This is a genomic window from Nonomuraea sp. NPDC003754, assembly GCF_053605785.1.
The window spans coordinates 42,805-55,979 of the sequence record NZ_JBSGJX010000001.1; the positions used below are offsets into that span (position 1 = coordinate 42,805).

At 72.1% G+C, this 13,175-nt stretch carries 11 protein-coding genes; 8 read left to right on the forward strand and 3 right to left on the reverse strand.

The annotated features are described in order from the left end of the window. Positions 1-24 precede the first annotated feature (24 nt). Positions 25-1,446: a tetratricopeptide repeat protein gene (locus ACWEVS_RS00200; protein ID WP_449930694.1), complete on the forward strand. Its 1,422-nt coding sequence runs from the start codon at positions 25-27 to the stop codon at positions 1,444-1,446. A gap of 59 nt (positions 1,447-1,505) precedes the next feature. Here the strand turns inward: ACWEVS_RS00200 and ald are convergent, their stop codons facing one another. Beyond that, a complete protein-coding gene (gene ald, locus ACWEVS_RS00205; protein WP_449930696.1) occupies positions 1,506-2,621 on the reverse strand; it encodes an alanine dehydrogenase in 1,116 nt (371 codons plus the stop codon). Positions 2,622-2,649: 28 nt separating this feature from the next. Further along, positions 2,650-4,032, reverse strand: coding sequence for an aspartate aminotransferase family protein (locus ACWEVS_RS00210; RefSeq protein WP_449930698.1), 1,383 nt, complete (start codon positions 4,030-4,032; stop codon positions 2,650-2,652). Positions 4,033-4,251: 219 nt separating this feature from the next. Between ACWEVS_RS00210 and ACWEVS_RS00215 the strand changes: the two genes are divergently transcribed. The 6 genes from ACWEVS_RS00215 to ACWEVS_RS00240 all read left to right on the forward strand — a co-directional run bounded on the left by ACWEVS_RS00215 (position 4,252) and on the right by ACWEVS_RS00240 (position 11,622). Then, positions 4,252-5,607 (forward strand): M20/M25/M40 family metallo-hydrolase, encoded by a 1,356-nt coding sequence (locus tag ACWEVS_RS00215; protein WP_449930700.1) that lies wholly within the window; start codon positions 4,252-4,254, stop codon positions 5,605-5,607. A gap of 135 nt (positions 5,608-5,742) precedes the next feature. After that, on the forward strand, positions 5,743-6,186 hold the full coding sequence (locus tag ACWEVS_RS00220; RefSeq protein WP_354911320.1) for a GNAT family N-acetyltransferase: 444 nt from the start codon (positions 5,743-5,745) through the stop codon (positions 6,184-6,186). A 107-nt stretch (positions 6,187-6,293) separates the two neighbouring features. Then, positions 6,294-6,854 carry an ATP-binding cassette domain-containing protein gene (locus ACWEVS_RS00225; RefSeq protein WP_354911317.1) on the forward strand — a complete coding sequence of 187 codons (561 nt, stop codon included), beginning with the start codon at positions 6,294-6,296 and terminating at the stop codon, positions 6,852-6,854. 1 nt (position 6,855) lies between these two features. Then, complete coding sequence (locus ACWEVS_RS00230) at positions 6,856-9,183, forward strand: YhgE/Pip family protein (RefSeq protein WP_452549222.1); 2,328 nt, start codon at positions 6,856-6,858, stop codon at positions 9,181-9,183. Next, positions 9,180-9,746, forward strand: coding sequence for a TetR/AcrR family transcriptional regulator (locus tag ACWEVS_RS00235; RefSeq protein ID WP_449930707.1), 567 nt, complete (start codon positions 9,180-9,182; stop codon positions 9,744-9,746). The genes ACWEVS_RS00230 and ACWEVS_RS00235 overlap by 4 nt, the downstream gene beginning before the upstream one ends. A 145-nt stretch (positions 9,747-9,891) precedes the next feature. Continuing rightward, positions 9,892-11,622, forward strand: a complete 1,731-nt coding sequence (locus ACWEVS_RS00240) for an extracellular solute-binding protein (protein ID WP_452549224.1) — start codon at positions 9,892-9,894, stop codon at positions 11,620-11,622. A gap of 20 nt (positions 11,623-11,642) precedes the next feature. Here ACWEVS_RS00240 and ACWEVS_RS00245 read toward each other — a convergent pair whose 3' ends face one another. Further along, positions 11,643-12,164, reverse strand: coding sequence for a cysteine dioxygenase (locus ACWEVS_RS00245; RefSeq protein WP_452549226.1), 522 nt, complete (start codon positions 12,162-12,164; stop codon positions 11,643-11,645). 64 nt (positions 12,165-12,228) lie between these two features. Here ACWEVS_RS00245 and ACWEVS_RS00250 point away from each other — a divergent pair, with 64 nt between their 5' ends. Then, the gene (locus ACWEVS_RS00250; RefSeq protein WP_354911304.1) at positions 12,229-13,089 is read left to right on the forward strand and encodes a LysR family transcriptional regulator; all 861 of its coding nucleotides are present in this window, start codon (positions 12,229-12,231) and stop codon (positions 13,087-13,089) included. The last annotated feature ends 86 nt before the right edge of the window (positions 13,090-13,175 follow it).

The following is a 13,175-nucleotide window of genomic DNA, read 5'->3' on the forward strand; positions in this document are numbered from 1 at the left end:
GTCATCACATGTCACCCTGGCGCCATGACGTGGTGGCAGAACGAGCAGGGGGTGGCGGCGCCGGCCGGGCACGTCCTCGAGACGACCGCGCCGGTTCCCGCGCCCCGCTCCGGGGGCGAGCCCGATCTCATCGTCGCCGCCCAGGACGGCGACGCCCAGGCCGCCCACCGGCTGGGCAGGCTCTTCGCCCAGCGCGGCGACCGCACGGCCGCCAGGCACTGGTGGGAGCGGGCCGCGGCGGCCGGCAACGTCGACAGCGCCTACAACCTGGGTGTCTGGCACGAGAAGCACGGCACGCTCGAGGAGGCCGTCCGGTGGTACGAGCTGGCGGCGGGCACGGGTGACGCCGAGGCCGCGGTCAACCTGGCGACCCTGCTGCTGGAGTCGCGCGGCGACGTCGACGCGGCCCGCGGGTGGTTCGAGACCGCCGCGCGGGCCGGATCCCGGCAGGCGGCCAGGCGGCTGGCGCTGATCTGCGAGGACGCGGGCGAGCTGCCGGTCGCCCGTGAGTGGCACCGCAGGGCCGCCGCCGACGGCGACGTCGCCTCCGCCCACGACCTGGGTTTCCTGTCCTACCAGGCGGGCGAGGAGGAGGAGACGGTCCGCTGCTGGGAGTACGCCTCTCGCGGCGGGCACGCCGACGCCGCCTACCACCTGGGGCTCTACCTGCAGGCCACCCGCGACCCCGAGGGCGCCGAGTCCTGCTTCCGGCTGGCCGCCAAGAACGAACACCCGGGCGCCGCCTCCCAGCTCGGCGGCATCGCGCTGTCGCACCGCGACCTCCGTACGGCACGCGCCTGGTTCGAGCGGGCCGCGCAGGCCGGGCGGGTCGAGGACCAGCGGATGGCGGGGTTCGTCTGCGTGGAGCTGTCCGACTCGCAGGGGGCCAGCCACTGGTTCGGCAGGGCGGCCGCGAGCGGCGACGCGGAGTCGGCCTTCAACTTCGGGCTGCTGCTCATCGCCGAGCTCGGCGACCTGGAGGGCGGCCAGCACTGGTTCCGGCAGGCGGCGACGGCCGGGCACCACCGGGCGGCGGTGGAGCTCGGGGGGCTGCTGTCGGCCACCGGCAACACGCAGGAGGCGGAGAAGTGGCTGGCCGACCCGCCGCCGCCCACCTGGGACCGGCTCGCCGAACCCGAGCTGGCGGCCAGGGCCGAGCTGGCGGCCGCCGCGACGGGACGCAGGGGCGGGGCGAGGCTGCGGGTGCGGGACCTGACGGAGATCCTCGGCACGTGGGACCTGCTCACCAGGCCGCCGCGTGACCACACCGACGTGGTGGTTTGGCTGGTGGAGCGGAGCGGGATGCGGCCGTCGGCGGTGGAGCACCTGGCGTCGGTGCGGGCGACGATCGTGCGGCCGGGGACGGCGCCGTGGCCCACGCCGTCGGAGATCGAGCACGTCCTGGCCACGGCGCGCGAGCTCCGCGGCCGCCTGTGCGCCCGCTGAGACATGACGACGCCCGCCGGGGGGCGAACCGGCGGGCGTCGTCGTGAGAGGTTCGTCCGTCAGGCGGCCAGCACGTCGGCCACCGGCACGTACGGCAGGCCGAGCGCCTGCGCGACCGGCTCGTTGGTGACCTGGCCGGCGTGGGTGTTGAGGCCGAGGGCGAGCGAGGCGTCCGCCTTCAGCGCCTCCTTCCAGCCCAGGTTCGCCAGCTTGACCGCGTAGGGCAGCGTCGCGTTGGTGAGCGCGTACGTCGAGGTGTTCGCCACCGAACCGGGCATGTTCGCCACGCAGTAGAAGATCGAGTTGTGCACCGGGTAGGTGGGCTCGGCGTGCGTGGTGGGGCGGGAGTCCTCGAAGCAGCCGCCCTGGTCGATCGCGATGTCGACGAGCACGGAGCCGGGCTTCATGCGGGAGACCAGCTCGTTGGAGACCAGCGTCGGGGCCTTGGCGCCGGGGATGAGGACCGCGCCGATGACCAGGTCGGCCTTGAGGACCTCCTGCTCGATCGCGTACGCGTTCGACACCAGCGTCTTCAGCCTGCCCTGGTAGACGGCGTCGATGAAGCGCAGGCGGTCGATGTTGGTGTCGAGGACGGTCACGTCCGCGCCCATGCCGACCGCGATCTGGGCCGCGTTGAGGCCGGAGACGCCGCCGCCGATGACGACGACCTTGGCGGGGGCGACACCGGGGACGCCGCCGGGCAGCACGCCGCGCCCGCCGTTGAAGCGCATGAGGTTGTAGGCGCCGACCTGGGGAGCCAGGCGACCCGCGACCTCCGACATCGGGGCGAGCAGCGGGAGGGCGTTGCCGACCTGGACGGTCTCGTAGGCGATGCCGGTGGTGCCCGCCTTGAGCAGCGCGTCGGCGCACTCCTTGCCGGCGGCCAGGTGCAGGTAGGTGAAGAGCACCAGGTCGTCGCGCATGCGGTGGTACTCCTCGGCGATGGGCTCCTTGACCTTGAGCACCATCTCCGACTCGCCCCACACGGCGTCGGCGGAGTCGAGGATCTTGGCACCGGCGGCGAGGTACTCCTCGTCGGTGATGTGCGAACCGAGACCGGCGCCCCGCTGGACGTGAACGTCGTGGCCGCCTCGTACCAGCTCGTGCACACCGGCGGGGGTGGCGGCGACGCGGTACTCGTGGTTCTTCACCTCGGCGGGAACGCCGATCTTCATGGTGGTTCCTTTCCTGAGAGGGGGGTGCTTAGAGGAGGTTCAGGCCTTCGACCAGGACGGTCCGGATGATCGACTCGATCTCGTCGAACTCCTTCTGCCCGGCGATGAGCGGCGGGGCGAGCTGGATGACCGGGTCGCCGCGGTCATCGGCCCTGCAGTAGAGGCCGTGGGAGTACAGGGCGTTGGACAGGTAGCCGCGGATGAGCCGCTCGGACTCCTCGGCGCTGAAGGTCTCCTTGGTCGTCTTGTCCTTGACCAGCTCGATGCCCCAGAAGTAGCCGGAGCCGCGGACGTCTCCGACGATGGGCAGGTCCTTCAGCTTCTCCAGCGTGCTCTTGAAGGCGCCCTCGTTGCGGGTGACGTGGCCGAGCAGGTCCTCGCGCTCGAAGATGTCGAGGTTGGCCAGCGCGACGGCGGCGGAGACCGGGTGCCCGCCGAAGGTGTAGCCGTGGGCGAACATCTCGGCGCCGTCCTTGAACGGCTCGAACAGCCGGTCGTGCGCGATCATGGCGCCGAGCGGCGAGTAGCCGGAGGTCAGGCCCTTGGCCGAGGTGATGATGTCGGGCGTGTAGTCGAACTTCTGGCCGCCGAACATCGTGCCGAGCCTGCCGTACGCGCAGATGACCTCGTCGGAGACCAGCAGCACGTCGTACTCGTCGCAGATCTCGCGCAGCCGCTGGAAGTATCCGGGCGGCGGCGGGAAGCAGCCGCCGGCGTTCTGCACCGGCTCGACGAAGACGGCGGCGACGGTGTCGGGGCCCTCCATCTCGATGGCCTGGGCGACGCGGTCGGCGGCCCACAGGCCGTACTGCTCGGGCGTCATGCCCTTGATGCCGGAGATCTCGTCGGCGCGGTAGTGGTTGGTGTTCGGCACGCGGATGGAGCCGGGCACGAGCGGCTCGAACATCTGCTTGAAGGCCGGGATGCCGGTGATCGACAGGGCGCCCTGCGGGGTGCCGTGGTAGGCGATCTGGCGGCTGATCACCTTGTGCTTGAGCGGCTTGCCGGTGACCTTGTAGTACTGCTTGGCCAGCTTCCACGCGGTCTCGACCGCCTCGCCGCCACCGGTGGTGAAGAACACACGGTTGAGGTCGCCGGGCGCCTCCTTGGCCAGCCGGTGCGCGAGCTCGGCCGCCTTGGGGTGGGCGTAGGACCACAGCGGGAAGAAGGCCAGCTCCTGCGCCTGCTTGGCGGCCGCCTCGGCCAGTTCGCTGCGGCCGTGGCCGACCTGGACCACGAAGAGTCCGGCGAGTCCGTCGAGGTAACGCTTGCCGTGGATGTCGTAGATGTAGGCGCCTTCACCCCTGACGATCGTGGGGATCTCGTGCTCCTTGTAGGAGCTGTGGCGGGTGAAATGCAACCACAGGTTGTCCTGAGCGGCCTTGAGCACGTCGTTTTCGGGCTGCGTCATCGCTATCTTCCCTCGTGTCTGAACTCCCCACAGTGTGCATGCTCACACGGGGTGTTGCCAAGCGAAAGCGTGGCAACACTCTGCAAGAAAACCGGGATCCGCAGAACGCCTCTGTAATATCAACGAAATCCGCATGGCGCGCAAGACCCATTTCCAGCATGCGGAACCTTCTGTGATGCAATGAGGCGTACTGTCCAGAACGACACCGGGGGACAACCCGTGACTCCTGACCAGCTAGAGAGCGCCGTCGCGGCGGGAATGCCCCAGGCCGTCGAGGACCTGAGGCGTCTGGCCTCCATCCCCTCCGTGGCCTTCCCCGGCCACCCCGAGGAGCCCGTCCTCGCCGCCGCCGCCGTGACCGAGGAACTGCTGCGCAGCGCGGGTCTGCCGCACGTCCAGCAGATCCCCGTGGAGGGCAGCTTCCCCGCCGTCTACGGCGAGGCCCCCGCCCCTCCCGGCGCTCCCACGGTGCTGCTGTACGCGCACTACGACGTCCAGCCCGCCGGCGACCCCGCGGCCTGGCGAACCCCGCCCTTCGAGCCCACCCTGATCGACGGCTGCCTGTACGGCAGGGGCACCGCCGACGACAAGTCGGGCATCATCTCGCACGTCGCCGCGCTGCGCGCCTTCCACGGCCGCTTCCCCGTCGGCGTCAAGGTGATCATCGAGGGTCAGGAGGAGTACGCGGGCGAGCGCCTGGAGGCCTTCGTCGAGCGCAACCCCGACCTGCTCCGCGCCGACGCGATCATCGTCGCCGACACCGGCAACCCCCGCGTCGGCGACCCCGCCGTCACGACGTCGCTGCGCGGCATGGCCGCCTTCACCGTCGAGACGCGGACGCTGCGCGAGGCCGTCCACAGCGGTTCCTTCGGCGGCGCCGCCCCCGACGCGCTGGCCGCCCTCATGCGCATGCTCACCTCCCTGCACGACGACAACGGCGACATCCGCGTCCCCGGCCTGCCGCGTGGCACCTTCCTCGGCGCCGGGCCGTCCGAGGAGGAGTTCAGGAACACGGCGGGCGTCGTCGACGGTGTCTCCCTCGTCGGCTCCGGCTCCCTCGCCGACCGCCTGTGGTCCTCCTACGCGATCACCGTGACCGGCCTGGACGTCCCCACGGTCTCCGGCGCCATCAACGCCGTGCAGCCGGCGGCCAGGGCCAGGGTGACGGTCCGCATCCCGCCGGCGGGCGACCCCAAGACGACGCTCGACGCCGTGACCGAGTTCCTGCAGCAGGTCGCACCGTGGGGCGTGAAGGTGAGCTTCAGCGACTTCACGGTCGGCTCCGGATACCAGGCCGACTCGGGCGGGCGCGCCCGCGCGGCCCTCAACGGCGCCATGGAGCGCGCCTTCGGCCGCGCGCCGCGCGACGTGGGCGCGGGCGGCTCGATCCCGCTGGTCAACACGCTGCTCAAGCAGTTCCCCCTGGCGGAGATCCTGCTGTTCGGCGCCGAGGACGAGGACGCGGCGATCCACGCCCCCAACGAGCGGCTGAACCTGGAGGAGCTGCGCCGCGTGGTCACCACCGAGGCCCTCTTCCTGGCGCAGTACGGCGCGCAGTCCGCCGCCGGCGCCTGACGGACGCGACGGCGCGGCCCGGCCGGGGCCGCGCCGCGCAGTGGTCGCGGGCTTTCGCGGCGAAGTGGGCGTGTCGCGCCGGCCCGCCGGTCCCTAGATTGGACCGCCCGTGACCGCATCCACCGGGAAGTGCACATGATCAGCATTGGCAGGCTCCAGCCGTCCGACCGGCCCGCCTGGGAGGCGCTGTTCCGCGCCTACATCGACTTCTACCAGCGGACCGAGCCCGACGAGATGTACCGGCGGGCCTGGGAGGAGTTCGAGAAGGACACCAGGGTGCACGCGCTCGGCGCCAGGCTGGACGGCGAGCTTGTCGGGATCACCCACTACCTCTACCACCCCAGCACCTCGAAACCGGACGCGGACGCCTGCTACCTGCAGGACCTGTTCACCGCGCCGGAGGCGCGCGGCAAGGGGGTGGCGCGGGCGCTGATCGCGGCGGTGACCGAGGAGGCCAGGGAGCGCGGCTGCGGGCGCGTCTACTGGCACACCCAGGAGTCGAACAGCACGGCGCGGCGCCTGTACGACAAGGTCGCCGAGAACCGCGGTTTCATCGCCTACCTGATCCCCCTGCCCTAGGCGGCCGGCCCGCCGGCGTGGGCATCATCACACCGGCCGCGGCACTGCCGCGGCTGTCCCATGCGTTACCTTTTGTACTGACTGGTCAGTTCTAAAAGGGAGTCGTGGTGATCGTCGCGAAGGGTCTGTCGGTGCAGGGGGTGTTCGCCGACGTCTCGCTCGAGGCGGGCGCGAACTCCCTCACCGTGGTCGCGGGCCCGACGGGCAGCGGCCGGACGAGCCTGCTGCTGACGCTCGCGGGCCGGATGCGGCCGACGGGGGGCACCCTGCAGGTGGCAGGGCACACCAGGCCGCGCGCGATCCGCAGGGTCGCGGCCCTGGCGCTGGTCGACGGGGTGACCGACTTCGACAAGGCGCTGACCGTCCACGAGCACCTGCACGAGCGCCGCAGGGGGCGCAAGCACCACGCCGAGGCCCTCGAGGGGGCGGGCCTCGAGGTGGATCCGCGGACGCTCGTGCGGGAGCTCGACAGGGAGCAGCGGGTACGGCTCGGCGTCGCGCTCGCGCTGCTCGACTCCCCCGCCGTGATCGTCGCCGACAACATCGACGCCGGGCTGCCGCCCCAGCGCCAGCTCGCGCTCTGGAACCTGCTCAGGGACCTGCGCGCCACCGTGGTCGCCTCGTGCGTGACCCCGCCCGCCCGTCACGACCACCTCGTGGAGCTGTGAGATGAAGGAGTTGCGCCGGTTCTCCCGGTCCCGGCTGACCAGGGCGGCCATCGCCGGCGTGGTGATGCTCCCCCTGCTGTACGCGGGCCTGTACCTGTGGTCGTTCTGGGATCCGCAGGGCCACCTCGACCGGGTGCCGGTCGCCCTGGTGATGGAGGACCGGCCCGCCGACGCCGACGGCAAGACGCTGCACGCCGGCCGGGACCTCGCCGACGAGCTCGCCGAGCGCAAGGTATTCGACTGGCACACCACCACCGCCGCCCAGGCCGCCGACGGCGTGCGCGACGGCAGCTACTACCTGTCGCTGACCGTCCCCGCCGACTTCAGCACGCGCCTGGCCTCGCCCGCGCAGGACGGCACGCCCTCCCCCGCCCAGCTCGGCGTCGAGGTGGACACCGGGCGCTCCTACATCATGGGCTCGATCTCCGACGCCGTCTTCAACGAGGTCAGGGCGGCGGCCGCGCAGACCGCCGTGCGCGACTACCTCGACCAGGTCTTCGTCTCGATCGGCGACATGCACGACAAGACCGCCGAGGCGGCCGACGGCGCCGACGAGCTGCACCAGGGTGCCAACAAGATCGACAAGGGCCTGGGCAGGACCGAGAACGCCACCCAGCAGCTGTCGGACGGCCTCGGCAAGACCAGGGACGGCGCCCAGCAGCTCACCGTCGGCCTCGGCAGCGCGAACACCGCCACCGGCAAGCTCGCCGCCGGCTCCGCCAAGGTCACCAAGGGCCTGGTCACCGCCCAGGACGGCCTGGCCAAGCTCGGCACCGGGCTGACCAAGCTGGGTGACGGCGCCGCGAAGGTCGCCGCCGGCAACAAGCAGGTCTACGACCAGGTGCACGCCAACGCGGACAAGGTCAACGGCGCCGCCGACACCTACATCCCGGTCCTGGAGGAGTGGGGGCCGCGCGTGGGCGAGGCCGCCGACCGCATCGCCGACGGGCTCGACGCGATAGCCGACGGGCTGGGCACGGCCTCGCCGCAGGGCGCCGACCGGGTGAGCGGGGCGGCCCAGACGGCGGTCGGGCGGGCGCAGGCCGTCCAGGACTATCTGGAGTCGCACCCGGACGCCGACCCCGAGCTGCGGCGCCTGGCCGGCGCGGCGGTCTCCTCGGCGCAGTCGGTCGTCGACAGGGCCGCCGCGATGGGCGGGCAGGACACGGGGTCCGTCTCGCGGGACCGTGTCGCCCAGCTGCAGCGGGAGGCCAGGGAGCTGGCCGCCGGCGCGCGCAAGGTGGCCGAGGCGGCGCCCAAGGTGGGCCCGCAGGTGGCGGCGCTGCGCGAGCAGTACAACCAGCTGGACGCCGGTCTGGCCAAGCTGGCCGACGGCGCGGCGCAGGTCAACGCGGGCATCGCCAAGTCGGGCACGGCCGTCGGCAAGCTGACGACCGGCGTCGGCAAGCTGGCCGACGGATCCCAGCAGGTCACCGACGGCCTCGGCAAGCTCGGCGGCGGGCTGGTGAAGCTCACCGACGGCGCCACCCGGCTGCGGACCGGCGTCGGCCGGCTGAACGACGGCGCCGACCAGCTCCACACCGGCGTCGGCAAGCTGCACGACGGTTCCGGCAAGCTCAGCGACGGCTCGAAGGAGCTGGCCGACGGGCTGTCCGACGGCGTCGAGCAGATCCCCGACTACAGCCGGTCCGAGCGTGACGGGCGCACCGACATGATGAGCGACCCCGTACGGCTGGCGAAGTCCGTCGAGAACGAGGTGCCCAACTACGGCACCGGGTTCGCGCCGTTCTTCGTGCCGCTGGCGCTCTGGGTGGGTGCGATGATCGCCTACATGGTGCTGCGCCCGCTCAACCCCCGGCTGCTGGCCGGTTCGGCGGGCGCGCTGCGGGTGGCGCTGTCCGGCTGGGTTCCGGCCTTCGCGCTCGGCGCCGCGCAGGTCGGCGTGCTGCTGGCCGTGCTGAGGTTCGCGCTGGGTCTGGAGGCGGCGCACTGGGCGGGCGTGGCGGGCCTGCTGCTGCTGGCCACGGGCGCGTTCATGGCGCTCGTCCAGGCGGTCAACGCGCTGCTCGGCGCGCCCGGCAGGGTCGTCGCGCTGGCGCTGCTGATGCTGCAGCTCACCTCGGCGGCGGGCACCTACCCGATCGAGACCTCGCCCGGCTTCTTCCAGACGATCTCGCCCTGGCTGCCGATGAGCTGGCTGGTCTCAGCCCTGCGCCGGCTGATCAGTGGCGGCGATCTCACCGTCGTGTGGCAGGCTGGCGGCGTGCTCACCGTGTTCCTCCTCCTCGGGCTCGCGTTCACGGTCCTCGCCGTGAACAGGGGCCGCACCTGGTCGGTCCAGCGCCTGCACCCCGAGCTGTCGCTGTGACCAGGCCGGAGACCCGCCGCAAGGTGTTCGCCGCGGCGATCGAGCTGATCGCCGAGCAGGGCTACTCGGCCACCACCGTCGACGCGATCGCCGAGCGCGCGGGGGTGGCCAAGGGCACCGTCTTCTACAACTTCGGCACCAAGGAGGCGCTGTTCGCCGCCCTGCTCGACCACAGCATCGAGCGCCTGGCCGCCGCGCTGGGCGAGGCGGCGGTGGGCGACACCGCGCTGGCCGCGCTCGACGCGGCGGTGCGCGGCCAGCTGGAGTTCTTCGAGCAGTACGGCGCCTTCGCCAGGGTGCTGCTGGCCGAGATGTGGCGCACTGCCTGGCAACAGGCGATCGTCACGTTCCGCTCCGAGGTGCTCGGCGTCTACGCGGCCGTGCTGCGCAGGGCCGTCGACGAGGGCGCGGTCCGGAAGGACCTCGACGTCGACACGGCCGCCACCGCCATCTTCGGCATGGTGCTGACCGTCACGATCGAACGGCGGGCGCTGCACCCGGACCGCCCGCTCGACGAGACCCACCGGACCCTGGTCGAGCTCCTCCACGGACGCGTCAGGTAGGCCCCGCCAGCCCTTCCCGCAGCCGCGCGGGGACCCGCGCCGCCTGCCGATCACCGGAACGAGAACCGCTCGGCGGAGACCGGCCGCCGGCTGAAGCGGGACCTGATCGCGGAACTTCGGACCATGAGAGGTTCGTCGAGATGGTATGAGGCGCAGCTTCGCACCGGTCGTCGTCGTGATCATCGTGGTGGGCGCGCTCATCGTGGGCCTGCGGACCTGGTACGGCGGCATCGAGGGCGAAAAGCCCGCGCCGCGGGCGTGCGGGGCCAGGCTGACGGTCCTGGCCTCGGTGGAGAAGGCGGGGCTGTTACGCGAGCTGGCCGCCGCGTACCAGTCGGAGCACTGCGCCGACATCAGGATCACCACCAGCGGCTCGGCGCTGCAGTCCTTCGCCCGGGGCTGGGACGAGCGGCGCGACGGCCCCCGCCCCGACGTGTGGTCGCCCGCCAGCAGCAGCTGGCTGAACGTGGTCCGCCGGCGCACCGAGAAGGGCGGCAAGGGCCGGATCATCGGCGACGACAACCCCTCGATCGCCAAGACCCCGCTGGTGATCGCGATGCCGAAGCCGATGGCGCAGGCGCTCGGCTGGCCGGACAAGGCGATCGGCTGGGCCGACCTCGCGAGGCTCGCCACCGACCCGGCCGGCTGGGCCGCGCACGGTCACCCCGAGTGGGGCCGCTTCCGGCTCGGCAAGACCAATCCCAACTTCTCCACCAGCGGCATGAACGCCACCATCGGCGCCTACGTCGCCGCCACCGGCGGCCTGTCGGGCGACCTGACGGAGGCGGACGTCGCCGCGGCGCGGACCCGCCGCTTCATCCGGGACCTCGAACGCTCCATCGTCCACTACGGCGACACCACGCTGACCTTCCTGTCGAACCTGCGCCGGGCCGACGACGCCGGACACGCCCTCGGCTACATCTCGGCGGTGACCGTCGAGGAGAAGTCCGTGTGGGACTACAACCAGGGCAACCCGACCGGCGACCCCGCCACGCTCGGCCGGCACGCCAGGCCCAAGGTCCCGCTGGTCGCCGTCTATCCCAAGGACGGCACGCTCTACTCCGACAACCCGTTCGCGGTGCTGAGCTGGGCCGGCAAGGCCAAGCGGGCGACCGCCCGCGGCTTCCTCGACTACCTGCGCGCGCCCGAGCAGCAGGCGCGGTTCGCCGCGTACGCCTTCCGCGGCCACGACGGCACGGCGGGCGAGCTCATCACCGAGGACAACGGCCTGCTGCCGCACCAGCCCGCCGCCGTGCTGCGGCCTCCGGCGCCCAAGGTGCTGGACACGCTGCTGCGCAGCTGGGGCGAGCTGCGCAAGCCCGCGAACGTGCTGATGGTGCTCGACACCTCGGGCTCCATGGGCGCCGACGTGCCCGGCACCGGCAGGACCAAGCTCGATCTGGCCAGGCGGGCCGCCGTCAACGCGCTCCCCCAGTTCGGCGGCCAGGACCGGGTCGGCCTGTGGCGGTTCTCCAGCACGCACGCCGAGCTGTCGCCGATGACGACCATGACCGGCGTCCACCGGGCCGAACTCGCCCGCGACATCCGGAGCCTCTCTCCGAGGGGCGGCACCGCGCTCTACGACACGACGCTGGCCGCCTACCGGCACGTGTCCGCCGTGCGGGAGGGCGAGGCGATCGACGCGGTGGTGTTCCTGACCGACGGCAAGAACGAGGACGCCCACAGCATCGCGCTGGAGGACCTGCTGCGGGAGCTGCGGGAGCGGTCGATCAGGGTGTTCACCATCGCGTACGGCGAGGACGCCGACCTCGACGTGCTCCGCGAGATCTCGGAGACGACCAGCGCGGCCGCCTACGACTCCCGCGAACCGGGCAGCATCGACCAGATCTTCACCGCGGTGACCAGCAACTTCTGACCCGGTCGGCGGCGGGTGGATCAGGCGGGGCCCGAGGCGGCCAGTGACCGGACCGGCAGGTCGTAGACGCGGCGGACGCTCGTGCCCGAAAGGCTCAGATCGGCGCCGTAGACGTGCAGCGAGACGCCGATCTCGCCACTGGTGTTGACCACCTTGTGGATGTCCCCCGGCGGCGCGAACCCCGAGACGTCTCCCGGCGGGTTGTCCGTACGGCCGATCTCGACCAGGTGGTCGCCCATGTCGCGGTAGAGGGTCTCGTGCTCGTTCCCGCTGAGCACGCCGAACGTGCACCACGCCACGTGGTCGTGGATCACCGTCTCCTGGCCGGGCCGCCAGACCACGGTCACGATCGAGAAGTCCTTCTCGGCGTGGCGGACGGTGGAGACGTAGCCGCCAGGATCGCCGAGCCGTTCCTCGGGCGTGAGCAGGTCGGCGGGGTCGGGCAGGTTCGCCCGCAGGAAGTCGGCGACGGCGAACGCGGTGTGGCGCGGGTCGAGCCGTTGGCCGGTGATGTCCCTGATGGAGCGCAGCAGCTTGTCCATGCCTTCCACGCTCCTCTCTCTAGACCGATAGGTCCAACAGAAGTTTTTTGGCATATTCATAGACATGCTTGATGTTGTACGGCTTCGCGTGCTGGTGGCCGTTTCCCGCACCGGCTCGCTCACCGCCGCGGCGAAGGCGCTGCACTACTCGCAACCCTCCGTCAGCCACCACCTGTCCAGGCTGGAGGCCGAGACGGGGGCCAAGCTCGTCGAACGGGTCGGCCGCGGCATCCGCCTCACCGAGGCCGGCAAGCTGCTGGCCGACCGCGCCACGGAGATCATCGGCCGCCTCGACGCCACGGCCGAGGAACTGGCCGCCCATGTCGGCCTGCGCTCGGGCCGCGTCCGGCTGGCCGCCTTCCCCTCGGCGCTCGGCACGTTCGTGCCCACCGCGGCCGCGCAACTGGCCGCCGCCCATCCCGGGCTCCAGCTCACGCTCACCGAGACCGAGCCACCCGAGGCGCTGCGGCTGCTGCGCGCCGGACGCGTGGACGTCGCGGTGATCTTCCGGTACGACGACACGGCGCCGGAGGACAGCGGGATCGGCATGACGCACCTGCTGGACGACCCCAGCTTCCTCGTGACGCACGACGGCCACGGCACGCTCGCCTCGCACGCGACCTCGCGGTGGATCGGCGGCTGCGACCGGTGCCGGAGCCACCTGCTGGAGCTGTGCGCGCAGGCCGGGTTCGAGCCGACGATCTCGTTCACCAGCGACGACATCGTGGCGGTGCAGGCGCTGGTGGCGGCGGGGATGGGCGTTACCGTGCTGCCGGGGCTCGCCCTGCGCGCCCACCGCCACCCGGCGGTGTCGGCGCAGGAGATCCCCGGGTCGACGCGGCACGTGTACGCGGCCACCTACGGCGCCCTTCCCCTGCCGCCCGCCACCGCCGCCCTCCTCCACGCCCTCCGCGCCGCCTGCTGACCCCGCTCACCGTCCCGCCGTCACGGCGCCCCTCGGCCGGGGTCCGGGCGGACCACGCCCGTCGAGCCGGGTCTCGCCTGGCGAAA